The 25,337-nt window shown below is 74.1% G+C and carries 24 protein-coding genes; 21 read left to right on the forward strand and 3 right to left on the reverse strand.

Annotated features, from left to right (window positions below):
- The first annotated feature begins 155 nt into the window (after positions 1 to 155).
- Genes ftsH through B1A86_RS00405 form a run of 9 tightly spaced genes read left to right on the forward strand, consistent with a single transcriptional unit; the run spans position 156 to position 8,489 of the window.
- On the forward strand, positions 156 to 2,246 hold the full coding sequence (gene ftsH / locus B1A86_RS00365; RefSeq protein ID WP_036380825.1) for an ATP-dependent zinc metalloprotease FtsH: 2,091 nt from the start codon (positions 156 to 158) through the stop codon (positions 2,244 to 2,246).
- Between the two features lie 17 nt (positions 2,247 to 2,263).
- Positions 2,264 to 2,884, forward strand: a complete 621-nt coding sequence (gene folE, locus B1A86_RS00370; protein ID WP_020625291.1) for a GTP cyclohydrolase I FolE — start codon at positions 2,264 to 2,266, stop codon at positions 2,882 to 2,884.
- Positions 2,885 to 2,910: 26 nt separating this feature from the next.
- Positions 2,911 to 3,825, forward strand: a complete 915-nt coding sequence (gene folP / locus B1A86_RS00375) for a dihydropteroate synthase (RefSeq protein ID WP_041104655.1) — start codon at positions 2,911 to 2,913, stop codon at positions 3,823 to 3,825.
- Positions 3,822 to 4,202 (forward strand): dihydroneopterin aldolase, encoded by a 381-nt coding sequence (folB, locus tag B1A86_RS00380; protein WP_044659875.1) that lies wholly within the window; start codon positions 3,822 to 3,824, stop codon positions 4,200 to 4,202. Before folP ends, folB begins: the two co-directional genes overlap by 4 nt.
- Positions 4,199 to 4,843 carry a 2-amino-4-hydroxy-6-hydroxymethyldihydropteridine diphosphokinase gene (gene folK / locus B1A86_RS00385; RefSeq protein ID WP_078025982.1) on the forward strand — a complete coding sequence of 215 codons (645 nt, stop codon included), beginning with the start codon at positions 4,199 to 4,201 and terminating at the stop codon, positions 4,841 to 4,843. Before folB ends, folK begins: the two co-directional genes overlap by 4 nt.
- Positions 4,840 to 5,373, forward strand: a complete 534-nt coding sequence (locus B1A86_RS00390; protein WP_078025981.1) for a DUF3180 domain-containing protein — start codon at positions 4,840 to 4,842, stop codon at positions 5,371 to 5,373. The genes folK and B1A86_RS00390 overlap by 4 nt, the downstream gene beginning before the upstream one ends.
- A complete protein-coding gene (locus B1A86_RS00395) occupies positions 5,354 to 5,866 on the forward strand; it encodes a PH domain-containing protein (RefSeq protein ID WP_078025980.1) in 513 nt (170 codons plus the stop codon). Before B1A86_RS00390 ends, B1A86_RS00395 begins: the two co-directional genes overlap by 20 nt.
- Positions 5,863 to 7,542 (forward strand): PH domain-containing protein, encoded by a 1,680-nt coding sequence (locus B1A86_RS00400; RefSeq protein ID WP_078025979.1) that lies wholly within the window; start codon positions 5,863 to 5,865, stop codon positions 7,540 to 7,542. Before B1A86_RS00395 ends, B1A86_RS00400 begins: the two co-directional genes overlap by 4 nt.
- Complete coding sequence (locus B1A86_RS00405) at positions 7,539 to 8,489, forward strand: Rossmann-like and DUF2520 domain-containing protein (RefSeq protein WP_061866861.1); 951 nt, start codon at positions 7,539 to 7,541, stop codon at positions 8,487 to 8,489. The genes B1A86_RS00400 and B1A86_RS00405 overlap by 4 nt, the downstream gene beginning before the upstream one ends.
- A gap of 128 nt (positions 8,490 to 8,617) precedes the next feature.
- Here the strand turns inward: B1A86_RS00405 and B1A86_RS00410 are convergent, their stop codons facing one another.
- Complete coding sequence (locus B1A86_RS00410; RefSeq protein ID WP_078025978.1) at positions 8,618 to 9,094, reverse strand: low molecular weight protein-tyrosine-phosphatase; 477 nt, start codon at positions 9,092 to 9,094, stop codon at positions 8,618 to 8,620.
- Positions 9,095 to 9,356: 262 nt separating this feature from the next.
- On the opposite strand from B1A86_RS00410, the gene B1A86_RS00415 reads away from it, so the two are divergent.
- From B1A86_RS00415 to B1A86_RS00460, 10 genes are all read left to right on the forward strand, one after another.
- Positions 9,357 to 9,806 carry a DUF3806 domain-containing protein gene (locus B1A86_RS00415; protein ID WP_044659879.1) on the forward strand — a complete coding sequence of 150 codons (450 nt, stop codon included), beginning with the start codon at positions 9,357 to 9,359 and terminating at the stop codon, positions 9,804 to 9,806.
- A gap of 95 nt (positions 9,807 to 9,901) precedes the next feature.
- Positions 9,902 to 12,067 (forward strand): alpha/beta fold hydrolase, encoded by a 2,166-nt coding sequence (locus tag B1A86_RS00420; RefSeq protein WP_078025977.1) that lies wholly within the window; start codon positions 9,902 to 9,904, stop codon positions 12,065 to 12,067.
- Between the two features lie 170 nt (positions 12,068 to 12,237).
- Complete coding sequence (locus B1A86_RS00425) at positions 12,238 to 13,464, forward strand: glycerophosphodiester phosphodiesterase (protein WP_049146623.1); 1,227 nt, start codon at positions 12,238 to 12,240, stop codon at positions 13,462 to 13,464.
- Positions 13,465 to 13,622: 158 nt separating this feature from the next.
- On the forward strand, positions 13,623 to 14,438 hold the full coding sequence (locus B1A86_RS00430; protein ID WP_060973555.1) for a hypothetical protein: 816 nt from the start codon (positions 13,623 to 13,625) through the stop codon (positions 14,436 to 14,438).
- Entirely contained in the window at positions 14,435 to 14,902 is a 468-nt protein-coding gene (locus tag B1A86_RS00435) for a phage holin family protein (RefSeq protein ID WP_036314802.1), read from the forward strand. The genes B1A86_RS00430 and B1A86_RS00435 overlap by 4 nt, the downstream gene beginning before the upstream one ends.
- Positions 14,899 to 15,597 (forward strand): DUF3618 domain-containing protein, encoded by a 699-nt coding sequence (locus B1A86_RS00440; RefSeq protein ID WP_036380847.1) that lies wholly within the window; start codon positions 14,899 to 14,901, stop codon positions 15,595 to 15,597. Before B1A86_RS00435 ends, B1A86_RS00440 begins: the two co-directional genes overlap by 4 nt.
- Positions 15,598 to 15,751: 154 nt before the next feature.
- Positions 15,752 to 16,783 (forward strand): pantoate--beta-alanine ligase, encoded by a 1,032-nt coding sequence (panC, locus tag B1A86_RS00445; protein ID WP_036380850.1) that lies wholly within the window; start codon positions 15,752 to 15,754, stop codon positions 16,781 to 16,783.
- Positions 16,780 to 17,478, forward strand: coding sequence for a DNA-3-methyladenine glycosylase (locus B1A86_RS00450; protein WP_036380853.1), 699 nt, complete (start codon positions 16,780 to 16,782; stop codon positions 17,476 to 17,478). Before panC ends, B1A86_RS00450 begins: the two co-directional genes overlap by 4 nt.
- 47 nt (positions 17,479 to 17,525) lie before the next feature.
- Entirely contained in the window at positions 17,526 to 18,008 is a 483-nt protein-coding gene (locus B1A86_RS00455; protein ID WP_036380856.1) for an SRPBCC family protein, read from the forward strand.
- Between the two features lie 149 nt (positions 18,009 to 18,157).
- Complete coding sequence (locus tag B1A86_RS00460; RefSeq protein ID WP_036380860.1) at positions 18,158 to 20,221, forward strand: M13 family metallopeptidase; 2,064 nt, start codon at positions 18,158 to 18,160, stop codon at positions 20,219 to 20,221.
- Positions 20,222 to 20,261: 40 nt separating this feature from the next.
- Here the strand turns inward: B1A86_RS00460 and B1A86_RS00465 are convergent, their stop codons facing one another.
- A complete protein-coding gene (locus B1A86_RS00465) occupies positions 20,262 to 20,771 on the reverse strand; it encodes a MarR family winged helix-turn-helix transcriptional regulator (RefSeq protein WP_036380863.1) in 510 nt (169 codons plus the stop codon).
- Complete coding sequence (locus B1A86_RS00470) at positions 20,764 to 22,632, reverse strand: MDR family MFS transporter (RefSeq protein WP_078025976.1); 1,869 nt, start codon at positions 22,630 to 22,632, stop codon at positions 20,764 to 20,766. Before B1A86_RS00470 ends, B1A86_RS00465 begins: the two co-directional genes overlap by 8 nt.
- A 167-nt stretch (positions 22,633 to 22,799) precedes the next feature.
- Here B1A86_RS00470 and B1A86_RS00475 point away from each other — a divergent pair, with 167 nt between their 5' ends.
- Positions 22,800 to 23,789, forward strand: a complete 990-nt coding sequence (locus B1A86_RS00475) for a D-glycerate dehydrogenase (RefSeq protein WP_069941093.1) — start codon at positions 22,800 to 22,802, stop codon at positions 23,787 to 23,789.
- 32 nt (positions 23,790 to 23,821) lie between these two features.
- A complete protein-coding gene (lysS, locus tag B1A86_RS00480; protein WP_036384191.1) occupies positions 23,822 to 25,336 on the forward strand; it encodes a lysine--tRNA ligase in 1,515 nt (504 codons plus the stop codon).
- Position 25,337: the final 1 nt, after the last annotated feature.

Raw genomic sequence — 25,337 nt, forward strand, 5'->3', positions numbered from 1 at the left:
TGTCCACCTGACGCGAACAGTCAGCGGACACCCGGGCGGGGCCGGTACCGTGGAGGCTTGACCCGGGCGCGACGTCGGCCCTGCGCCGGCCCCGGCTGCACGGCGGCCGCCCCGGGGAGCCCGGCCCCCGCGGCAGACCAGGAGACACTCGGACCGTGAAGAAGCTGTTCAACAAGCCCTACGTCTGGATCCTGCTGGGCCTGCTGGTCCTCGCCGTCGCGATCCCGCTGACCACGTCACAGAGCGGCCGCACCATGGTGGACACCAACGTGGGCATGGCCCTGCTGAAGGACGACAAGGCCGCGCAGGCCCGCGTGGTGGACGGGGACCAGCGCGTGGACCTCACCCTGCGTGAGCCCTACAAGCAGGACGACCGGGACCTCGGCAAGGAGGTCTACTTCTACTTCGCCACCGCGCGCGCCACGGACGTGGTCACCGCGGTGGACGACTCGGCCCTGGACGGCTACACGGACGAGCCGGTGCGGAGCAACTGGTTCCTCTCGCTGCTCGGCTTCATGGTTCCGTTCCTGCTCATCGCACTGCTGTTCTGGTTCCTGATGTCCCGCATGCAGGGCGGCGGTGGCAAGGTCATGCAGTTCGGCAAGTCCCGCGCCAAGCTGATCAACAAGGACAACCCGGACGTGCTGTTCAAGGACGTCGCGGGCGCGGACGAGGCCGTGGAGGAGCTCCAGGAGATCAAGGAGTTCCTCACCGTGCCGGACCGCTTCCGCGCGGTGGGCGCCAAGATCCCCAAGGGCGTGCTGCTCTACGGCCCGCCCGGCACGGGCAAGACCCTCCTGGCCAAGGCCGTGGCCGGTGAGGCCGGCGTGCCGTTCTACTCGATCTCCGGCTCGGACTTCGTGGAGATGTTCGTGGGCGTCGGCGCCTCGCGCGTGCGCGACCTCTTCGAGCAGGCCAAGTCCAACGCCCCCGCCATCATCTTCGTGGACGAGATCGACGCCGTCGGCCGGCACCGCGGCGCAGGCATCGGCGGCGGCAACGACGAGCGCGAGCAGACCCTGAACCAGATGCTCGTGGAGATGGACGGCTTCGACGCCTCCACGAACGTCATCATGATCGCCGCGACCAACCGCCCGGACGTCCTGGACCCGGCGCTGCTGCGCCCGGGCCGCTTCGACCGCCAGATCCCCGTGGACGCCCCGGACCTCGAGGGCCGCGCCAAGATCCTCGAGGTGCACGCGCAGGGCAAGCCGATCGCCCTGGACGTGGACCTGCGCTCCCTGGCCAAGCGCACCCCCGGCTACACGGGTGCGGACCTGGCCAACGTGATCAACGAGGCCGCGCTGCTCACGGCGCGCTCGAACAACAACGTGATCGACAACCACGCCCTGGACGAGGCCGTGGACCGCGTGATGGCCGGCCCGCAGAAGCGCACCCGCCTGATGAACGAGCACGAGCGCAAGGTCACCGCCTACCACGAGGGCGGCCACGCGCTCGTCGCGGCCGGGCTGCGCAACTCCGCCCCGGTCACCAAGATCACGATCCTGCCCCGCGGCCGCGCCCTGGGCTACACGATGGTGGTCCCGGAGGACGACAAGTACTCCGTCACCCGCAACGAGCTCCTGGACCAGCTCGCGTACGCGATGGGCGGGCGCGTGGCGGAGGAGATCGTGTTCAAGGACCCGTCCACGGGCGCCGCGAACGACATCCAGAAGGCCACGGACACGGCCCGCAAGATGGTCACCGAGTACGGCATGTCCGCCAAGGTGGGCGCGGTCAAGCTCGGCGGCGGCAGCTCCGAGCCCTTCGTGGGCGGCGCCGCCGGCGGCTCCTCCCGTGAGTACTCCGAGGAGCTCGCGTACCTGGTGGACGCCGAGGTCCGCACCCTGCTGGACCAGGCCCACGCCGAGGCCCACTGGGTGCTCACGGAGAACCGGGACGTCCTGGACCGGCTGGCCTACGAGCTGCTCGAGAAGGAGACGCTGACCCAGGAGGCCATCGCCGCCATCTTCGCGGACGTGCGCAAGCGGCCCGAGCGCGGCGTGTGGCTGGCCTCGGACGACCGGCTCCCGCAGGACATCCCGCCCGTCCTCTCCCCCTCCGAGCGCCGCTCGCGCCACGACGGCGGGGAGCAGACCCCCGTCGGCGTCGAGGGCACCACGGTGCCGGTGCGTCCGGAGGGTGCGCCGCCGTCGTCGCTGGGCGGGGACGCGGCCGGCCCCGGCCTGCCGCCGCACGGCGGTCCGAGCAACACGCCGGGCCCCGGCGAGGGACCGACCTTTTGACCGCGCAGGAGACCCGCATGACAGCCCACACCCCCGACGACGCCGTCCCCGGCACGTTCGACCCGGACTCGACCGCGGTGGACCGGCCGCGCATCGAGGCGGCGGTGCGGGAGATCCTGCTGGCGATCGGTGAGGACCCGGACCGCGAGGGCCTGGCGGACACCCCGGCGCGGGTGGCCAAGGCGTACGCGGAGTTCTTCGCGGGCCTGCACCAGAGCCCGGACCAGGTGCTCGGCACCACGTTCGACATCGCGCACGAGGAGCTCGTGCTGGTGAAGGACATCCCGTTCTACTCGACCTGCGAGCACCACCTGGTGCCGTTCCACGGCACCGCGCACATCGGCTACATACCCTCCGCCGAGGGCCGCGTGACGGGGCTGTCCAAGCTGGCCCGTCTCGTGGAGCTGTACGCGCGGCGTCCGCAGGTGCAGGAGCGGCTGACCACGCAGGTGGTGGAGGCGCTCATGGAGCACCTGGCCCCGCGCGGGGCGATCGTGGTGGTGGAGGCCGAGCACATGTGCATGTCCATGCGCGGCGTGCGCAAGCCGGGCGCGAAGACCGTCACCTCGGCGGTGCGCGGCCAGCTGCGGGATCCGTCCACGCGCTCGGAGGCGATGAGCCTCATCATGCACGGCTGAGGACCACCGACGGCGGAGGAGGACACGTGGACGAGAGCATCGACGCGGCGGCGCGGGAGGCGAACCGCGCCCTGCTGGGGCGGCTGCCCGCGGACCGGACCCTGGTCATGGGCATCCTCAACGTCACCCCTGACTCGTTCTCGGACGGCGGGGAGCACGCCACCGTCCGCGCGGCCGTCGAGCACGCCCGGCGCATGGTCGCGGACGGCGCGGACATCGTGGACGTGGGCGGGGAGTCCACCCGCCCCGGGGCCCGCGCCGTGCCGCCGGCCGAGGAGCAGGAGCGCATCCTGCCCGTGATCGAGGCGCTGCTGGCCGAGGACGTCGTCCTCTCCGTGGACACGCGCCACACCGCCACCGCCCGGGCTGCCCTGGCGCTGGGGCCGGTGATCGTCAACGACGTCTCCGGCCTCGCCCACGAGCCGGATATGCCGGCGCTGATCGCCGCGTCGGGCGCGCCGTACATCCTCATGCACAACCGCGGGAACCCGCAGACCATGGACGGGCTGGCCGTCTACGAGGACACCGTCCCGGACGTCGTGTGCGAGCTGCGGGACGTGGCCGGCCGCTTCCTCGCCGCGGGCGTCGAGCCCGCGCAGCTGATCGTCGACCCGGGCCTGGGCTTCGCGAAGGCCGGCGAGCAGAACTGGGAGCTGCTGCGCGGCCTCGAGTGGCTCCGCGCCATGGGCCACCCGGTGCTCGTCGCCGCCTCGCGCAAGCGGTTCCTGGGCACGCTGCTGGCGGACGACGACGGCACCCCGGCCCCGCCCGCCGCGCGCGACGCCGCCACCGCGGCCATCTCCGCCCTCGCCGCCGCCCAGGGCGCGTGGGGCGTGCGCGTGCACGACGTGCGCGCCAGCGCCGACGCCGTCCGCACCGCCGCGGCCTGGGCCGGGGCCCACGCCCCGGGTGAGCCCGTCTCCGAGGACGTGCTGCCGTGAGCGCCCGGGACCGCATCCGCCTGGCCGGACTGTCCGCCGTCGGGCACCACGGGGTCTTCGACCACGAGCGCCGGGACGGGCAGCCGTTCGTCACGGACGTCGTCCTCCACCTCGACGCCGGCCCCGCCGCGGCCGGCGACGACCTCGCCCGCACCGCCAACTACGCCGAGGTCGCGGACACGGTGGTCCGCCTGGTCACCGGGGAGCCGGTGGACCTGATCGAGACCCTCGCCGACCGGATCGCCCGCGCCGTCCTCGCCGAGCAGCCCGTGGTGACCGCCGTCGAGGTCACCGTGCACAAGCCGCAGGCGCCCATCCCGCACGACTTCGCGGACGCCGCCGTCACCGTGCACCGCACCCGGGAGGACCTCGCGTGAGCACCGTCGACTGGTCGCACCTGGCCGAGGGCCCCGCGCCCGTCCCCGCGCTGGGCGCCCGCCCGGACGCGCCCGTCGCGGCCGTGCTGGCCCTCGGCGCCAACCTGCGCGAGCCCGCGCAGACGCTCGACGCCGCCGTCGCCGCCCTGTCCGCGCTGCCGCACATCACGGACGTCCGGGCTTCGCCCCGGGCCGTCACCGCGCCCGTGGGCGGGCCGCCGGGCCAGCCCGACTACCTCAACCAGGTGGTCACCCTGCGCACGGACCTCGCGCCGTGGGAGCTGCTCGCGGTGGCGCACCGGCTCGAGCAGGACCACCATCGGCGGCGTGAGGTCCGCTGGGGCGCGCGCACCCTGGACGTGGACGTGATCGCCTACGGGGACGTGCGCAGCGACCACCCGGACCTCACCCTGCCGCACCCCCGCGCGGCCGAGCGGGCCTTCGTGCTGCTGCCGTGGCTGTGGCTCGACGCGGACGCCACGCTCGCCGGCACGCCCGTCGCCGACCTCGCCGCCGTCGCCGCGGACGCCCCCGGGGTGCGCCGCCAGGAGCCCGAGCGGCACCGGCTGCTGGCCGGCACCGACGACGTCGTCCCGCTCCGCCCGGCATGCCCGGACGCCCTCGGGAGGGAGGACACGTGATCGCGCTGCGCTCCGGGTGGACCCTGCTCGTGGTGCTGGCGGCCGCCGTGCTCGGCTGGCTGGCCGGGCTCGCCGCGCCGTCCCTGGGCTGGCCGGCGCCCGTGGTGGGTCGCGGCGGCCTGATCACCGTGGCCGCGGTCTCCGTGCTGTGCATCGGGCTGGGCTGGCGGGTGCGCCGGGACCGGGAGAAGCCCGCCGCCGCGCGGATGGACCCGCTCGCCGCGGCCCGCACGCTCGTGCTCGGCCAGGCCTCCGGCTTCGCGGGAGCGGCCCTCGGCGGCTGGCACGCCGGTGTGGCGGTGCAGGTGCTGCTGCGGGCCGGCGTCGGGGCGCCGACCGTGCGGGAGGCCGCCCTGCAGGCCGCCGGCGGTCTCGTCCTGCTGGTGGTGGGGCTGATCGTCGAACGGTGGTGCCGGATCCCCCCTGAGGAGGATGCGCCCGAGGGCGGCCGTGGGCAGGATGGGTCCCCGGGCCGCGGCCGACCGGTCCGTCCCGAGACCGAAGGAGGGTATGCCCGTGCCCGGCATTGACCTGAGCGGCGTGGCCTTCACGCCGGCCTCGCCGCGGCTGACCACGGTGAAGCTCATCGCCACGACCATCGGCCACCTGATCTGGCTCGCCGCGTTCTCCGTGCCGCTGATCCTCAAGCTCACCGGCCCGTGGGCGGGGATGGCCGCGTGGGTCGCGTGGGGGCTGCCGGCCGTCGTCGTCGTGTCCTGGATCGTGGACCTGATCCTGATCCCGCGGCGCGTGCGCGCGATGGGCTGGGCCGAGCGCGAGGACGACGTCCTGTGGCGCGAGGGCATCCTGTTCCGCAGCGTGCACGCGGTGCCGTACGGCCGCCTGCAGTACGTGGACGTGTCGGACGGTCCGCTGCTGCGCCGGGTCGGGCTGCAGACCCTCACCCTGAAGACCGCCGCCGCGGGCGGGGACGTCACCCTGGAGGGCGTGCCCCGCGAGAGGGCCGAGGAGCTGCGCGAGGTCCTCATGGCGCGCGGCCAGGCGCGGCTGGCGGGCCTGTGAGCGCGGCCGCCCCGCCCCCCGCCGACGACGCCGGCTGGGTCCGCGTCCACCCCGCCTCGCCCTGGGTGCGGGGCTGGACCTTCCTGCTGCTGATCCTGTTCTTCGCGGGCCGCAACGCGGTGGAGGACTTCGCGGCGGGCCGGCTCAGCGGGGAGGACGCCCCGGGCGGCGGCGACGGCAGCCTGCTCGTGGCCGGCGGCATCCTGCTGGGGGTCACCCTGCTGATCAGCCTCGTGTTCTTCTTCTCCTGGTGGTTCACCCGGTTCCGCTGCGGGGAGGACCGGATCGAGCTGCGCCAGGGCTGGCTCTTCCGCAGCCGCCGGCAGATGCGCTACGACCGCATCCAGGCGGTGGACCTGCAGCACCCCCTCGTGGCTCGGCTGCTCGGGCTGGCCACGGTGAAGGTCGAGGCGGCCGACGGCGGCGAGTCCGCGCTCGAGCTGTCCTTCCTGCGCCGCGCCGAGGCCGAAGCGGTGCGCCGGGAGATCCTGGACCGCGCGTCGGGGATGCTCGGGGGAGCCGGGGCGGACGCGTCCGCGCCGGAGCGGGCGGCCGAGCCCGGCCTCCCCGACGCCGACGCCGCGGACGCCGGCGAACTCATGCTGCAGGTGCCCGCGGGGCGGCTCCTCGGCTCCGTCCTGCTCTCCGGAGGCGTGCTGGGGGTGCTGGCCGGGTCCCTGATCTGGCTGGGCGGCCTCGCCCTCGTGGTCGCGCTGCTGCCCGAGGCGGTGCTGGACGAGGGGGAGACCCTGACCGGGATCGGCGCGGCCGCGTCCCTGCCCGCCCTGTTCTCCGTGGCCGGCGTCGCGTGGTCCCGGTTGAACGCCGGCTGGGGTTTCCAGGTGCGCCGCTCCACCGACGGGCTGCGACTGCGGCACGGGCTCACCGAGACCACCCACCAGACCGTCCCGCCGGGGCGGGTGCAGGGGGTGACCGTCTCCCAGCCCCTGTTCTGGCGGCCCTTCGGCTGGTATCGGGTGAACATGGCGGTGGCCGGGTACCTGCAGGAGTCCGACGGCGCCCGGGACGTCGCGCTGCCCGTCGGCCCGTGGGAGGACGTGCTCCGCGTCCTCACGGTCGTGGCCCCGGACCCGGGCCTGGACGGCGATCCGCGCGCCGCGCAGGGGCTGACCCCCGCCGGGCTCATGCACCTCGGCGTGCACGGCACCGGCACGGAGGGCGGCTTCCAGCACGTGCCGCGGCGCGGCAGGTGGTGGTTCAACTGGTTCGCCTGGCGGCGGACCGGCTTCACGACGACGCGGTCCCTGCTGGTGGTGCGCAGCGGCTGGTTGAACCGCCGGCTGCAGACCCTCCAGCACGAGCGCATGCAGGCGGCCGAGCTGGCGCAGGGCCCGGTGCAGCGACGCCTGGGCCTGGCCACGGTGCGCGTGTGGGTCGCGGGGGCGAACGCCGTGGTCCGCGACCTCGACGAGGACGTGGCCGTGGACCTGTACGCCCGGGAGGCCCGGCACGCGGCCGTCTCGCGTCGCCTCGCCGACCGCGACCAGTGGATGCGCCCCGAGGAGCTGGCCCGCTTCGAGCAGCGCACGCGCGAGGTCGCGGCCACCGAGGTGGGCCGCCGCGAACTGGCCCGGGCCGGCGTCGTCGGCGGCGCCGTCGTCGGGGAGGAGAGCGGGGCGCACGTCCCCGCCGTGCGCGGCGAGGAGGAGCGATGACCGGCGGACTCGACCTGAGCCTGGACCCGCATGACCCGGCGCAGCGGCCCGGGCGGCTGGGCGTCGGCGTGGTGAGCGCGGGTCGAGTGGGGGCCGTGCTGGGCTCGGCGCTGCGGGCTGCGGGCCACACGATCACGGGCGTGCACGCCGTCTCCGAGGCCTCGCGGGACCGCGCGGAGATGCTCCTGCCGGGCGTGCCCGTCCTGGAGATCCCCGAGATCCTGCGCCGCTCCGAGATGGTCGTCTTCGCCGTCCCGGACGACGCGCTGGGCGAGCTCGTGGCCGGCCTGGCCGCCGCGGGCCACGTGCAGACCGGCCACCTGCTCGTGCACACCTCCGGCCGCTACGGGGTGGGGGTGATGGAGCCGGTGCGCGCGCACGGGGCGATCCCCCTGGCGATCCACCCGGCCATGACGTTCACGGGGCTGAGCCTCGACGTCGCCCGGCTGCAGGACTGCGTGTTCGGCGTGACCGCGGACCCCGTGGTGCTGCCCGTGGCCCAGGCGCTCGTGGTGGAGATGGGCGGCGAGCCCGTGGTCGTGAAGGAGGCCGACCGGGCGGCCTACCACCTGGCGCTGTCCCACGGGTCGAACCACCTGGTGACGCTGACGGCGCAGGCCCGCCAGATCCTGGAGACGATCGGGGTGGCCGACCCGGAGCGGGTGCTGCGCTCACTGATGACCGCCGCGCTGGAGAACGCGCTCACGGACGGCGACGGCGCCCTCACCGGCCCCGTGGCCCGCGGTGACGTCGACACGCTGCGGACCCACCGTGAGACCCTCGGGGAGCTCGAGGCCGGGGGACTGCCCCCGGACGTGCGGGCCGTGTGGGAGACCCTCGCCCGCGCGACGACCGACCGCGCCGAGACCCGCGGCACCCTGCGCGCGGACACGGCGGCGCGGCTGCGAGAGGTCCTCGACGACTCCGACGACCCCCACGACGACTGATCGACCCCCGCCGCCACCCCGCTTTCGTTCGGGAAACGGCGGGTCCCAGACCGTTTTCGTTCGAGAAACGGCCGCTTCCGGCGGCGTTCGCGTGGCGGGGACGGGACCCCGGGACCGCGCCCCGGCCGTCAGAGGCGCCCGTCGCGGATCGCGGCGACGACGCCGTCTGCCGCGTCCTCGATCTGCCGGTACATCTCCTCGAACTGCGGCCGCGGATACCCGTACGGATCGGGGACCTCGCGCACCCCGGCGCTGTCCGCATCCGACGCGAACTCGCCCATCAGGTGGATCCGGTCCCGCTGCTCGTCCGTGGTCGCGAGCCGCCGCGCGTCGGCGAGGTTGGCCTCGTCCATCACCAGGATCAGGTCGGCCTCGTCCACGAGGTCGGCGGACAGCTGCACCCCCACCGTCGGGAACTCGTACCCCAGTTCCCCGCCGACCTCGCGGGTGAGGTGATGCGGCCGGGCGCCCACGTGCTCGTCGGACGTGCCGGCGGAGGTGACCTCGACGTCGTGGAGACCGGCCTCCGCGAGCTTGCGGTTCAGCACGGCCTCGGCGGCGGGCGAGCGGCAGATGTTCCCCAGGCAGACGGTCATGATGCGCATGGGGACAGTGTCTCAAGTCCGGGCGAGGGCGGCGGACGACGACGGCCCGCACGCTCGGCTCGTCGCCGGCGGGGCGGCATCGGGTGCGTCCACGAGTGGTCCCTCTGGAGGGTCGGAGGCCTCCGGCGGTGTGTCCCCCCGGTTCCTCGCCGTTTCTCGAACGAAAGCGCTGCGACACGCCGCCGTTTCGCGAACGAAAGCGCGGCCGCCACCGTCCGTTCCGGCGACGGCGGCGCCCGACGCGCCTGGCAGGATGGAGGCCATGACCGACCAGCCCGAGATGAGCCCCCTGACCGAGCCCGAGCGGGAGTGGGTGCGCGTCCGTCGCGACTTCGCCGCGCAGGAGGGCGTGGACCACCTGGACCTGGACGCGGTCGCCGCGTACTACGACGCCGTGCTGGCCCGCTCGCAGGCGGAGGCCGACGAGTTGGACCCCGAGGAGCTGGCGGTGCTGCTGGACGTCGTCGCGGTGCTGCTCGGCGAGCACCTGGGCGCGCGCCACGGCATGCAGTGGGTGACGGTCGCGGACGAGGAGGGGCCCGCCCTCGCGCTGCGGGACACCCTCTCGGACGCCGTCGTCTTCCCGCAGCCGGTGGTCGGCCAGAGCTGGAACGACCAGGCCACGGGGGAGTGGATGGGCGGGTACGTCGACTGGCTCGGCGAGCAGCTCCAGCAGATCCGGGCCGACGCCGGCACGCTGCCCGGCGCCTGAGGCGCGGCGGGCACCGGGGCGGCCCGCCGTCGAGGCCACCACCCCGCCGCCCTCCGTGTTGCCCGGATCACGTGCGGGCCGATAGAAACGAACGCATGACCTCCACCCCGGACACCCCGGACAACACCCCCGCCACCCCCTTCCACGACCTCGACGCCTTCACCGCCCTGCCGCGCGTCGCCGGTCTCACCCTCAGCCCGGACGGCGCCCGCCTGGTGACCACCGTCGCCACCCGGGACGCGAAGGGCACCGGCTACGCCACCGCCCTCTGGGAGGTCGACCCCGCGGGCGAGCGCCCCGCCCACCGCCTGACCCGCTCCCGCGAGGGCGAGGCCGGCGCGCAGTTCGCCGCGGACGGCACCCTCTTCTTCACCTCCGCCCGTCCCGACCCCGCCGACGCCGAGGCCGAGAAGCGCAGCGCCCTGTGGGCCCTGCCGGCCCGGGGCGGCGAGGCGCGCGTGGTGCTCTCCCGCCCGGGCGGCGTCGCCGCGGTCACGTGCGCCTCCGCGGCGGACCGCGTCGTCGTCACGGCGGACCGGCTGCTCGGCGCCACCACCGAGGCCGAGCACGCGACCCTCGCGCAGACCCGCAAGGACGCCGGCGTGGACGCCATCCTGCACACCGGCTACCCCATCCGCTTCTGGGACCACGACCTTGGCCCCGCCCGCCCCGAGCTCTTCGTCCTCGAGCCCGGCCCGGACCCGCAGGGCGAGCCCGCCACGGACGCGGACGCCGCCGAGCCCGGCCCCGCCGCCTCCGGCCTGGCTCCCGAGGCCGACGACGTGGCGCACCACCTGCGCCACGTCTCCGGATTCCCGCGCTCCCACGCGTTCGGGATCGGCGCGCAGGTGGCCCCGGACGGCTCGTTCCTGCTCACCACGGCCGCCACCGCCGAGGCCCGCGGCAACGTGCGGGAGGGCACGGTGGTGCGCGTGGACCTGGCCACGGGCGAGCACCACGTCCTGCACGACGTCCCCGGTGAGGACGTGGCCGTCGGCCCCGTCAGCCATGACGGCACGCGCGCCGTCGTCGTCCGCACCCCTGACTCCACCCCGCACTCCGCCGTGCACCCGCGCCTGTACGTGATGGACACGGCCACGGGCCAGACCACGCCCCTGGCCCACGGCTGGGACCGCTGGGCCGACGTCGTCGCGTGGCTGCCGGACGACTCCGCGGTGATCGCGCTCGCGGACTCGGAGGGTCGCCGCCCGGTGTTCCGCATCGAGGTGGCCACCGGCGCCGTCGCGCAGGTGACCCGGGAGGACGAGGCGTGGACCGACGTCGTGCTCTCCCCGGACGGGGCCACGGCCTACGGCGTCCGCTCCTCCTACCTGTTCCCGCCGGAGGTGGCGCGGATCGACCTGGCCACGGGTGAGACCACGCGCCTGCCGAACCCCGTGGAGCGCCCCGCGATCCCGGGCACGCTCGAGGACGTGGAGACCGTCGCCGAGGACGGCACGCGCGTGCGCGGCTGGCTCGTGCTCCCCGAGGGGGAGGCGCCGGCCGGCGGCCACCCGCTGCTGCTGTGGATCCACGGCGGGCCGCTGGGCTCGTGGAACGCGTGGAGCTGGCGCTGGACCCCGTGGATCATGGCGGCGCGCGGCTACGCGGTGCTGCTGCCGGACCCGGCGCTGTCCACGGGCTACGGCCAGGACTTCATCGAACGCGGCTGGGGTCGCTGGGGTCAGGCGCCCTACACGGACCTGATGGCGCTCACGGACGCCGTCGTGGCGCGTGAGGACGTCGACGGCGACCGCACCGCCGCCATGGGCGGCTCGTTCGGCGGCTACATGGCGAACTGGGTGGCCGGGCACACCGATCGGTTCCGGTGCGTGGTCACGCACGCCTCGCTGTGGGCGCTGGACGGCTTCGGCCCGACGACGGACGCCGCGTTCTACTGGGCCCGCGAGATGGACGAGCAGATGCAGCAGGAGAACTCTCCGCACCGGTTCGTGGGCGAGATCGTCTCCCCGATGCTCGTCATCCACGGCGACAAGGATTACCGCGTGCCGATCGGCGAGGGGCTGCGCCTGTGGTCGGACCTGCTGGCGAAGTCCGGGCGGCCGGCCGCCGCGGACGGCACCACCGACCACCGGTTCCTCTACTTCCCCCACGAGAACCACTGGATCCTCGCCCCGCAGCACGCGAAGGTCTGGTACGAGGTCGTCCTCGGCTTCCTGGGCGAGCACGTCCTCGGCGACGGCGCCCCGTCGGCCCCGGAGACGCTGGGACTGACGCGGCCGTCGTCGACGGCGGGCTGAGCCGCCGGGCCCGGCGCCGCGCATCGTGACGGGCGGCTGAACCTCTCGGATCAGCCCCCGTCACCGGCTGTTCACCGGGCGGGCCGGCTGTGGCCGGTGGGGGGCCACCCGGTCGACACCCGGATCTGGCCCACTGGAGCGGTCATCCCCCTCCCGGAAAGGACCGTTCCATGACCTCCGTCCGTCGTCACGCCGCCCGCGGCCTCGTGGCCCTCGCCGCCGCCGTCGCCGTCAGCGCCCCGCTGGCCGCCCCGGCCGCCGCCGCCCCCGCCGCACCGACGACCCCGGCCGCAGCGCAGTCCGTCACGGGCAAGCCCGTGGTGCGCCCCGACGTCGTGGGTCACCGTGGTGCCTCCGGCTACCGCCCCGAGCACACCCTGGCCGCCTACGAGCTGGCCGCCGCCCAGGGCGCGGATGTGATCGAGCCGGACCTGGTCTCCACCAAGGACGGCGTGCTCGTGGTCCGCCACGAGAACCTGATCGACGGCACCACGGACGTCGCCCAGCGGCCCGAGTTCGCGGACCGCAAGACCACCAAGGTCGTCGACGGCGTGGCCCTCACCGGCTGGTTCACCGAGGACTTCACCCTCGCCGAGCTCAAGACCCTGCGCGCCAAGGAGCGCCTGCCGCAGGTCCGCCCCGAGTCCGCGTCCTACGACGGCCGGTACCAGGTGCCCACCTTCGAGGAGGTGCTCGAGCTGCGGGAGCGCCTCTCTGCCCGGTACGGCCGCGAGATCGGCGTCATCCCCGAGATCAAGCACCCCACCTACTTCGACTCCATCGGCCTGTCCATGGAGGAGCGCGTCGTCGAGCTGCTCGACGAGTACGGCCTGAACAAGCGCAACGCCCCCGCCACCGTGCAGTCCTTCGAGCTCGCCAACCTGCGCGATCTCAACGAGAACCTCGGCCTCAAGGCCGAGACGGTGTTCCTCTCCAGCGTCACCGGCGCGCCCTATGACTCCGTGGCCGCCGGCGACGGGCTCCGCGACTACGACTTCTACGAGACCGCCGCGGGCATGCGCGAGGTCCGCGCGGCCGGCGTCGACACGCTCGGCCCGGCCTTCGCGCAGATCATCACCAAGGAGAAGGACGGCTCGATGGGCGAGGAGACCGCGTTCGTCTCCCTCGCCCACCGCGCGGGCCTTGAGGTGGTGCCGTACACCTTCCGCGCCGAGAACCAGTTCCTCTACACGGAGTTCCGCTCCTCCACGGACCCGAACGCGCGGGGCGACATGGTCGGCATGATCCAGCCGTTCCTCGACGCCGGCATCGACGGCTTCTTCACCGACCACCCCGACCTCGGCGTGCAGGCCGTGGACACCTGGATGCAGGGCAAGAAGGAGCACCCGGGCCGGGGCGTCGGCAAGACCGCCCAGCGGGGCCTGAAGGTGCGCTGACCCCGTCCCGACCGGAGACGATCCCGGCGGACCCGAGGTCTTCCGGCACGTCCGTCGCGGTGCTTACCTTGGCCCTCAGGACCGGTGGACCCGGTGACGTGGACGGCCAGAAGGGCTGGCCATGAGGGGCCGCCGACCCGGACGAAGGAAGGCACAGCATGACGACGAACACGCCGAAGAACGCCCACGGCTCCTCAGCCGAGGGCCGTGACGCCAAGGACCAGGCGAAGGACAAGGCCCAGCAGGCCGCGGGCGAGGCCCAGGGCCAGGCGAAGGCCGTGGCCCAGGACGCCAAGGACAAGGCCCAGGACCTCGCGGCCACCGCCAAGCACGAGGCCGGCCAGGTGAAGGACGAGGCCGCTGACCAGGTGCAGTCGCTGGTCGGCTCCGCCCAGGAGCAGGTCGGCGCGCAGGTGCAGACCCAGCAGGAGCGGTTCGCGGGCCAGGTGCGCAGCTACACCGACGACCTGCACCGCGTGGTCTCCGGTGAGCAGCCGCAGACCGACCTGGTGCGCCAGGGCGTCGCCTCGGTGGCGGACCGTGCCGAGGCCCTGACGCAGCGCCTGGAGACCGCTTCCCCGCAGGACCTGCTGCAGGACGTGCGCGGCTTCGCCGCTCGCCGTCCGGGCACGTTCCTGGCCCTCGCCCTGGGCGCCGGGCTGGTGGCCGGTCGACTGACGCGCGGCATCCGCGACGCCGTCCAGCCCGACTCCGCCGCCTCCACCTCGCCGCGCCGTCACACGACCCGTCCGGACGCGGTGCACGCGGACGTGACCCCGCACCACCTGGACTCGCAGGCCCCGGCCTACTCGAGCGATTCGCTCTCCCAGGCCGACGGCCGCGTCGCGGACGGCGCCGGGCCCCGCCGCGCGGCCGGCGTCGGGGACACCCCGTATGGCACGCAGGCGCCGGTCCAGCAGGGCCTGACCGCCGAGCGGCCGTTCGACCAGACCCGGCCCGGGGGTGACGCATGAGCACCGCCCACGAACCGTTCCGCGACGCGACGCCGCACTCCGGCGCGCACACCCCGCCGCCCACGCAGGCGGAGTTCCGCGCCGAGCACGAGAGCCTCGGCGAGATGTTCCAGAGCCTGTCGGCCAAGCTGTCGACGCTGGTCAGCCAGGAGATCGCCCTGGCCAAGGCTGAGGCCACCGAGTCCGCGAAGAAGGCCGGCAAGGGGGCGGGGCTGCTGGCCGGCGCCGCCGTCGGCGGCTTCTTCCTGCTGATGTTCCTGTCCCTCGCCCTGATGCACCTGCTCGACGTGTTCCTGCCGATCGGCTGGGCCGCGCTGATCGTGGCCGTGCTGTGGGGCGTCGTGGCGGCCGTGCTGGCCGTGCAGGGCAAGAAGGACATCGAGAAGATCAAGGGTCTGCCGCAGACCCAGGAGACGCTTCAGGAGATCCCCGAGACCCTGAACCCCGCGAAGGAGACGCGATGACCACGAGCAACAACCCCGATGAGATCCGCGCCGACATCGAGCGCACGCGCCGCGAGCTCGGCCAGGACGTGGACGCCCTCGCCGAGAAGGTGAGCCCCACGAAGGCCGTGTCCCGGCAGACCAACCGCATCAAGGACGGCTTCATCCACGCGAAGGAGAACATCATGGGCTCCCCGGAGCAGCACCGCCACGAGCCCTCGCTGGGCGATCGCGCCCACGCGGTGGTCGACGACGCCCGGGCCTCCGCGTATGACGCGGCCGGCCAGGCCCAGGACCGCCTGGGCGACGCCGGCGACCGGGTGTCCGAGTGGGCCGACGACGCCCAGCACGCCCTGCACCAGGCCCCGGCTCAGCTGCGCGGCCGCACCGCGGGCAACCCGTTGGCCGCCGGGCTGATCGCCTTCGGTGCCGGCCTGCTGCTCAGCTCGCTGATCCCCGCCTCACGCGCGGAGCAGCGCGCCGCGGAGGGCCTCAAGGACCAGGCCGCCCCGCTGGTGGACGAGGCCAAGCAGGCCGCCCAGCAGCTGCGCGAGGACCTCGAGCCCGCCGCCCGCGAGGCCGCCGGGAGCGTGAAGGAGTCGGCCGCCGAGGCCGCTTCCCACCTCAAGGAGCAGGGCACGGACACGGCGCAGGGCCTCAAGGCGGAGTCCCAGGACGCCGCCCGCCAGGTGAAGGACACCGCGAAGGACGCCTGAGCCCGACTCGAGCACGACGCCGGCCGGTCCCGTTGACGGGACCGGCCGGCGTCGCGCGTGGCGGGGCCGAATCCGGCCCGCGGCTCAGGCCTTGGACCAGATGCGCGTGGTGAGGCGGAAGTCCTCCCCGAGGCCCCGTGCCTAGACTCGGAGGGTGACCCCTCTCGACCGCGTCCCCGACCAGCGCCCCGTCCCCGCCGGCACCGGCCTGACCCTCGAGGACGCCCTCCCCGCTCCCGTGACGGCCGAGGCCGACGGCGTCTCCGCGCGCCCGCGTCTGGCCCGGACCGTCGCCGAGATGCGCTCCGCTCTCCGTGAGCTCGTCGCCCACGCCACGGACGACGGCGACGCCGAGCCCGTCACCGTCGGCCTGATCCCCACGATGGGCGCCCTCCACGGCGGCCACGCGGCCCTGGTGCGGCGGGCCCGCGCCGAGAACGACGTCGTCGCGGTCAGCATCTTCGTGAACCCGCTCCAGTTCGGCGATCCGGCCGACCTGGAGCACTATCCGCGCACCCTGGACGCGGACCTGGACCTGCTGGCGGCGGCGGGCGCCGACGTCGTGTTCGCCCCGGACGTGCAGGAGATGTACCCGGGCTACCCGGACGCGCCGATCGTCACCGTCTCCGCCGGCCGCATGGGGGAGGTCCTCGAGGGCGCCTCCCGCCCGGGCCACTTCGACGGCGTGGCCACCGTCGTGGCGAAGCTGTGGAACATCGTGCGCCCGGCGGTGCCGGCCCTGCGCAGCTACTTCGGCCAGAAGGACGCGCAGCAGCTCACCGTCCTGCGCCGCCTGGCCACGGACCTGGACATCGACGTCGACGTCCGCGCCGTACCCATCGTCCGCTCGCCCGAGGGCCTCGCGCTCTCCAGCCGCAACACCCGCCTGGACGCCGCGGGCCTGGAGCACGCGCTCGTCCTCAGCCGCGCCCTGCGCTCCCTGGCCGACGCCGCGGCGGCCGGTGAGCCCGTCGACGTCCAGGCCGCTCGCCGGATGGTCGAGGACGAGCCGGGCGTCGAGCTGGACCACCTCGTGGTGGTGGACCGGGACACCTTCGCCGAGCTCGGTCCGGAGCTGCTGTGCCAGCCGCTGCGCCGCGAGGCCCTCGCCCTCGTGGCCGCGCACGTGCCGCCCGTCCGGCTGATCGACACCATGGTGCTGCCCGTCGCGGGGCCGCTGCCGTGACCCCGGAGCGTCTCGCCGCCGCCTTCGACGGCCCCTCGCCCGCGCTCGCCGCGACGCTGCTGGGGTGCCGGCTGACCGTCGTCGCCCCGGACGGCGCCGTCACCGTGCGGCTGACCGAGACCGAGGCGTACGGGAACGCGGGAGCGGACCCCGGCGCCCACTCGTTCCGCGGCCGCACCGAGCGCAATGCCGCGCTGTTCGGGCCGCCGCGGCGCACGTACGTGTACCTGAACTACGGCATCCACCGCTGCCTGAACCTGGTGGGCCACCCCGAGGGGGAGGCCGGCGGTGTGCTGCTGCGTGCGGCCGAGGTGCTTGCAGGAGGGGACCTCGCGGTGGCCCGCCGTGGCCGGGACACCGGCCCCAAGCTGCTCTCCGGCCCGGGCAACCTCGGCCAGGGCCTCGGCATCACCCTGGAGATGGGCCACGCGCCCGTGGAGATCGTCGCCGCGCCGCCGGAGGTGGCCGACGACGGTGGCACCTCGGCCCGCCTCGCCGCGCCGGCCGCGCCCGCCCGCTTCCTCCTGGCCCCGCCCGCGCCCCGCGATCCGGCCGAGCCGCCGATCGAGGTCGTGACGGGCCCGCGCGTCGGCGTCTCGGGGGAGGGCGGCTCCGTGCGCTTCCCGTGGCGGTTCAGCGTGGCCGGCCACCGCAGCGTGTCCGCGTTCCGGCGTGGCCGCAACGTGCCGGACTGACCCCCAGACCTTGTCGACCGCCCCGGCCCCGTGCCTAGGTTGATCCCATGACCGAGATGAACAAGACCGCCCACGGCGAGACCCAGCAGACCGTCACCCGGACCATCGACGCGTCCGCCAAGGACGTGTTCGACTTCCTGACCCTGCCCGCGAACCACGCGAAGTTCGACGGCTCGGGCATGGTGCAGTCCGACGACAAGACCCAGCGCATCCAGAAGGTCGGCGACGTGTTCACCATGAACATGCACGCGGAGCACATGGGTGGCGACTACCAGACCGACAATCACGTGGTCGCCTACGACCCGAACAAGCTGGTCGGCTGGAAGACCGCCCCCGCCGGCACCGAGCCCAAGGGTTGGCAGTGGGTCTACCGGCTCGAGGACAACGGCTCCGGCAGCACGGTCGTGTCCCTCACCTACGACTGGACCGCCGTGACCGACCCGGAGCTGCTGGCGAAGAACCTCTTCCCGATGGTGTCCGAGGAGCAGATGGAGGAGTCGCTCGCGAAGCTGGCCGCCGAGGTCGGCTGACCCCCGCCTCCCGACGGCGGCCTCCGGGCTGGCCGTCCCCTCGACGACGGGCACGCACCCGGCCAGGGTGCGGTGCCCGTCGTCGTGTCCGGTGTCACGGCTAGAGTGCCGTGCGAGACCGTCCACCCCCACGTCCAGGAGGATCCGCCGTGACCGCCACCGCCGAGCCCGAAGTCCCGTCGCCGCGCGAGGACCTGTACCGCCACGTCAACGCCGGGTGGCTGGACACCCATGAGATCCCCGCGGACCAGGGCGCCTACGGCGCGTTCCTCGAGCTGCGGGACGCGGCCGAGCTCGCCGTCCGGCACCTGTGCGAGGACGCCGTGCGCGAGGTCGGCACGGGCTTCGACCCCGCCCAGGCGCGCGTGCAGGCCACGGCCGCGGCCGGCGCGCACCGGGACGTCCCGCTCGCCCCGCTGGACGAGGAGGACGCGGAGGGCACGGAGCATCCGGAGCTCAAGCGCCGGATCGCCGCGCTGTACGCCTCGTTCATGGACGACGAGACCGTGGAGGCCCGCGGCCTCGAGCCGATCGCCTCGGACCTGGCGGCGGTGGCCACCGTGTCCACCCCCGCGGAGCTGCTCGCCCTGTCCGGGCGACTGCAGCGCCAGGGCGTCTCCGGCCTCATCAACACCGGCGCCCTCAACGACGCCGGGAACCCGGACCGCATGCTCCTGCACCTGCTCCAGGGCGGCCTGGGCCTGCCGGACGAGTCCTACTACCGGGACGAGGCCTACGCCGAGATCCTCGAGCAGTACACCGAGCACACCGGCCGTCTGCTGGCGCTGGCCGGGATCGGCGCGGACCGGGACGAGGCCGCCGCGCTGGGCGTCCGGGTGGTGGAGCTGGAGAAGCGCATCGCCGCCCTGCACTGGGACCTGGTCCGCAGCCGGGACGCCGTGGCCCGCTACAACCCCATGACCCACGACCGGCTGACGGAGCTCTTCCCCCTGGCCGACGCGTGGCTCGAGGGCGTGGACGCCGCCGGCGAGCGCGCCGCGGAGGTCGTGGTGTGGCAGCCGGACTTCCTCTCCGGTGTGCAGGGGCTGCTCGAGGGACCCGAGGCCGCCGACCTCGAGGACTGGCGTCACTGGCTGATCCTGCAGGTGCTGCGCTCCTTCGCCGGCTTCCTGCCGGACGCGTTCGTGCAGGAGAACTTCTCCTTCTACGGCCGCCGCCTGGCCGGCACCGAGGAGGTCCGCCCCCGCTGGAAGCGCGCGGTCGCGTTCGTCAACGGGGCGGCCGGCGAGGACGTGGCGCAGCTCTACGTGGCCCGCCATTTCCCGCAGGGCCACGTGGCCGCGATGGACGAGCTCGTGGGCCTGCTCCAGGAGGCCTATCGCCGGTCCATCGAGGAGCTCGAGTGGATGGGCGAGGAGACCCGTCAGCGGGCGCTCGAGAAGCTGGCGATGTTCCGCCCCATGGTGGGCTACCCCTCGAAGTGGCTGGACTACTCCGCCCTCGAGGTCCACGCCGGCGACCTGCTGGGCAACGCCCGCTCCTCCTCGGAGCTCGAGTGGGAGCGGGACCTGCGCAAGATCGCGGACGGGCCGGACCCGGAGGAGTGGCACATCACGCCGCAGACGGTGAACGCGTACTACTCCCCGCTCGAGAACGCGATCGTCTTCCCGGCCGCCATTTTGCAGCCCCCGTTCTTCGACCCCGAGGCCTCGATGGCCGCGAACCTGGGGGCGATCGGCGCCGTGATCGGCCACGAGATCGGCCACGGCTTCGACGACCAGGGCTCGCGGTACGACGGCGCCGGTCGGCTCGAGGACTGGTGGACCGAGGAGGACCGCGCGGCGTTCACCGAGCGCACCTCCCGGCTGGTGGCCCAGTACAACGCGCTCTCCCCGGCCGAGGCCCCGGACCACCGCGTCAACGGCGAGTTCACCCTGGGGGAGAACATCGGCGACCTCGGCGGCCTGGGCATCGCCCACCGCGCCTTGGAGATCTGGCGGGACGAGGGCGACGGCGCCTCCCTCGACGCCGCGGCGGGGGACCGCGAGTTCTTCACCGCCTGGGCCACCGTGTGGCGTCAGCTCACGCGACCGGAGGCCATGGTCACCCGCATCGCCTCGGACCCGCACTCGCCCAACGAGTTCCGCTGCAACCAGGTGGTCAAGAACCTCGACGCCTTCCACGAGGCGTTCGGCACGCGCGAGGGGGATCCCATGTGGCTGGCCCCGGAGGAGCGCGTCACCATCTGGTGATCCCGCCCGCCGGCCGGGCCCCGCGGGTCCGGCCGGCGGCTCACTCGGATTCGGCGGGGTCCTGCATCCGGGTCTGACGCTCGGCGGCCAGCCGGTCCAGCAGGCGCGTCAGCGTCCGGATGTCCTCGCGGTCCCAGCGCGCCAGGTCGTCGCGCAGCCCGCGACCCGCCGGGCCGCCGCGCACCGCGTCGAGGCGGGCGAGCCCCTCGGGGCTGGCGCTCAGGAGGGCGGAGCGGCGGTCCCGCGGGTCCGGCTCTCGGGTGATCAGCCCGGCGGCCTCGAGGTCGCGGACCATGCGGGAGACCTGCGCGCGGTCCACCAGCAGGCCCTCGGCCACGGCCGAGGGCGTCATGGTCCCCTCGTTGGCCAGCATCATGAACGCCTTCATCGCCCCGACGGACAGGGCCGGGCTGAGGGCCGCCGCGTAGCGGACCATCACCTGGCGGTGCTGCAGGACCAGACGCGAGAACGCCTGCTCGAGCCCCTGGACGGCGGCCTCGAAGCCCGCGTCGTCGCCGCCTCCGCCCGGGTCCGGGGCGCCGTCAGCCACGGCGGGCCCGGACCAGCGCGGTGACGACGGCCGCCAGCAGGGCCGTCCCTGCCACGGCCAGCGCCGCGGGGACGACGGGCCGGTCGGCCACCGCCGTCGCCGGGCGCTCGGCCGACACCGACCGGGACTCCTCCGGGTCCTCGGCCGGATGCTGCCCCTGCGCCGCGGTCACCACGGGGATCGGGCCGGTCGCGGGCAGCGTCTGCATGGCCTCGGCCGTGGCATGGGTGGCCAGGTCGGCGCGGGTGGCGTGGAGGCGCTCGGAGGTGGTCATGCGGCCCAGTGGGAGGTTCGGCAGGAACAGGATCGCGATCAACGCGACGATCGCGAGCGGCACGGCCACGAGGAAGGCGAGGGCGATGCCCTGCGCGTAGACGTCCTCGAAGATCACCCGCAGCGAGTCGGGCATCTCTGCCACGCGTGGCAGGGTGCTGGACTGCAGGCTCTCGGACCACTCGGCGGCGTCCGGGCCCAGGCTGCGCAGGGCCGCGGCGAGGTCCGCGCGGCGCTCCTCGATGCGGTCCGGGACCACGTTGGAGACCACGGCGCCCATCACGGCGACACCGATGCTGCCGCCCAGGGTGCGGAAGAAGGTGACGCCGGAGCTGGCGACGCCCATCTGCCGCGGGTCGGTGGTGTTCTGCACCACGAGCACGAGGTTCTGCATGGTCATGCCGACGCCGGCGCCGAGCAGGAACATGTAGAGGGACACCAGCCAGAAGGAGGTGTCGTAGTGCAGGGTGCCGAGCAGGGCGGTGCCGGCGATCAGCAGGACGGCGCCGATCACGAGCCAGCGCTTCCACACGCCGGTGCGGGTGATGAGGCCGCCGATCACCGTGGAGGACACGAGCAGGCCGAGGATCATCGGGATGGTCATGAGGCCGGCCTGGGTCGGCGTCGCGCCGCGGGCCAGCTGCATGTACTGGGCCAGGTAGACGGAGGAGCCGAACATGGCCAGGCCCGTGGCGATCGAGGCGATCGTCGCGAGGGTGAAGGTGCGGTCGCGGAAGAGGGTGAGCGGGATGAGCGGCTCGGCGACGCGCAGCTCGGTCACGACGAACAGGACGGTGGCGACGGCGGCGCCGCCGAGCATCCACGCGGAGGTGGTGCTGGCCCAGTCGAAGTCGCGACCGGCGCTGGTGACCCAGATCAGCAGCAGCGCGGTGGCCGCGGTCAGGAACACGATGCCGAGGTAGTCGATGGACACCTTCTGGCGCTCGCGGTGCGGGAGGTGGAGGGTGCGCTGCACCATCACCAGGGCGACGACGGCGAAGGGCACCGCCACGAAGAAGTTCCAGCGCCAGCCCCACAGGTCGGTGATCACGCCGCCGGCGAGCGGGCCGCCCACCGTGGCCACGGCCATCACGGCGCCGAACAGGCCCATGTAGCGGCCGCGCTCACGCGGGCTGATGATGTCCGCCATGATCACCTGGCTGAGCGCGACGAGGCCGCCGCCGCCCAGGCCCTGCACGGTGCGGCAGACGATCAGGAAGGTCGGATCGTGGGTGAACCCGGCCGCCGCGGAGGCGGCGACGAAGATCGCCAGGGCGACCTGGAAGAGGACCTTGCGGTTGACGAGGTCGGCCAGCTTGCCCCAGATCGGGGTGGCGATGGCCGTGGCGAGCAGGGCCGAGGTGATGACCCAGGTGTAGGCGGTCTGGTCGCCGCCGATGTCGTGGATGATCACCGGCATCGAGGTCGAGACCACCGTGTTGGCGATCATCGAGACGAACATGCCCAGCAGGAGGCCGGTCAGGGCCTGGAGCACGGAGCGGTGGCGCGCGGCGTCGGCGGCGGCGCGCTCGAGCGAGGGGGCGCCGGCCGGCGCGACGGCCTCGGGGGCGGGGGAGGTTGGGGTCATGGGGTCCTTCGGCGGGAGGGGCGGCGCGGTGATTGACATAAGTCAATGATTGACGAGAGTCAATCATAAGGGGCGTCGGCCCGGGCCGCACCCGCCGTCCGCGGTTAGCCTGGTCACGCCGGACGACGCCGCGTCCTCCCCGCCCCGATCCGAGAGTGAGGCCCGCCGTGACCCCCCGTTTCCTGCTCATGACCCGCCTCCCTGAGCCCGGGCTCGGAATGCTGCGCGAGGCCGGAGAGGTGGTGGACGGCGCCGACGTCGGAGGGGACGCCGCGCTCGCGCGGCTGGTGGCCTCGGGGGACTACGACGTCGTCGTCGCGGCCCTGGACCAGAAGTTCACCGCCGACGTGCTCGCCGACGCGCGGATCAGGGGCATCGCCAACTACGCGGTCGGCTACAACAACGTGGACGTGGCCGCCGCGACGCGGCGGGGGATCGCCGTCGGCAACACCCCGGACGTGCTCACGGACGCCACCGCGGACATCGCGATGCTCCTGATCCTCGGGGTGACCCGCCGTGCCCCCGAGGGTGAGCGGATGGTGCGCGAGGGACGCTTCCACGGCTGGGCGCCGGACCTGCTCGTGGGCCGGGACGTGCGTGGCGCGACCCTGGGCCTGGCCGGTTTCGGGCGGATCGGCAAGGCGGTGGCCGAGCGTGCGCTCGCCTTCGGCATGGAGGTCGTGTTCGCGCCGCGGCCGCCCGCGCACCGGGAGGTCGCGGCCGCGGAGCTCGGCGACCTCGCCGGCCGCGTCCGTCAGGTCCGCTGGGAGGAGCTCGTCGAGGTCGCGGACGTCCTGTCCCTCCACGTGCCCCTGACGGACGACACCCATCACCTCGTGGATGCGGACGTGATCGCGAAGATGAAGGACGACGCCGTCCTCGTCAACACGGCCCGGGGGCCCGTGGTGGACGAGGCGGCCCTCGTCACCGCCCTGCGCGAGGGGCGGCTCTTCGGCGCCGGTCTGGACGTCTACGAGGACGAGCCCGCCCTCGCCCCGGGCCTGGCCGAGCTGGAGAACGTGATGCTCCTGCCGCATCTGGGCTCCGCCACCCGGGACACCCGCGCCGCGATGGCCGAGCTGGCCGCGCGCAACGCGATCGCCATGGCCACGGGCGCGGAGGCCCCGGCCCTCGTCAACCCCGAGGTGCGCGGCTGACCGGCGGGGCGCCGTCGGTAGACTCGGGGACCGTGACCACCCAGAACTCCGCCTCCGCCGCCGTCGACCACCACGATCAGCAGGCCGTCCGCGCCGCCAAGCGTGAGCAGCTGCTCGCCTCGGGCCGCGAGGCCTACCCCGTGCAGGTGCCGCGCACCCACGCGCTGGCCGAGGTGCGTGAGCGGTTCGACGGCCACGAGCCCGACTGGACCTCGGGCGAGACCGTGTCGGTGACCGGGCGCGTCGTCTTCCTCCGCAACACCGGCAAGCTCTGCTTCGCCACCCTGCAGGAGTCCGGCGCGGACGGGGAGGCCGTCCGCCTCCAGGTCATGGTGTCCCTGGCCGCCGTCGGTGAGGAGTCCCTGGCCGAGTGGAAGAAGGTCGTGGACCTGGGCGACTTCCTCTCCGTCACCGGCGAGGTGATCGTCTCGCGCCGCGGCGAGCTGTCCATCATGGCCTCGGCGTGGGAGATGGCCTCCAAGGCGCTGCGCCCCCTGCCCGTGCTGCACGCGGACCTGAACGAGGAGACCCGCGTCCGCCAGCGCTACGCGGACCTGATCGTGCGCGAGGAGGCCCGCCGCATGGTCTACACCCGGGCCAAGGTCACCTCGGCGGTGCGGCGCACCCTCGAGGGCCACGGCTACGTGGAGGTGGAGACCCCGATGCTCCAGCTGGTCCACGGCGGCGCCCTCGCACGTCCCTTCGAGACGCACCTCAACGCGTTCGACCAGCCGATGACCCTGCGCATCGCCACCGAGCTGTACCTCAAGCGCGCCGTCGTCGGCGGCATCGACCGCGTGTTCGAGATCGGCCGCGTGTTCCGCAACGAGGGCGTGGACTCGACCCACTCGCCCGAGTTCACCACCCTCGAGTCCTATGAGGCGTGGGCGGACATGCACGTCATGGCCGAGCGCATGCAGGAGATCATCCTCAACGCCGCGGACGCGGTGGGCGCCGGGCGTCGGCTCGAGACCGCGAAGGGCGTCATCGACCTCGACGGCGAGTGGGCCTGGGTCGCCGTGTACCCGGGGCTGTCCGAGGCCGTGGGCCGCGAGATCACCCCGGAGACGGACGCCGAGACGCTGCGGGCGATCGCCGCGGAGCACGAGGTCAAGGTGGACCCCGCGTGGGACGCGGAGAAGCTCGTGATCGAGCTGTTCGGCGAGATCGTGGAGCCCACCCTGATGAACCCCACGTTCGTGTACGACTACCCGCCGGCCGCCCAGCCGCTCGCGCGCCCGCACCGCTCGGACGACCGGGTCATCGAGGCCTGGGACCTGATCATCGGCGGCATGGAGCGCGGCACCGCGTTCTCCGAGCTGATCGACCCCGTCATCCAGCGCGAGCGCCTGACCGCCCAGTCGGCGATGGCGGCCGCCGGCGACGACGAGGCGATGCAGCTGGACGAGGACTTCCTGCGCGCCCTCGAGTACGGCGCCCCGCCCATGGGCGGCATCGGCCTGGGCATCGACCGCCTGGTGATGCTGTTCACGGACGCCGGCATCCGCGAGACCATCCTCTTCCCGCTGCTCAAGCCGGAGGCCTGAC

Source organism: Micrococcus sp. KBS0714, from assembly GCF_002008305.4.
Classification (GTDB): Bacteria; Actinomycetota; Actinomycetes; order Actinomycetales; family Micrococcaceae; genus Micrococcus; species Micrococcus luteus.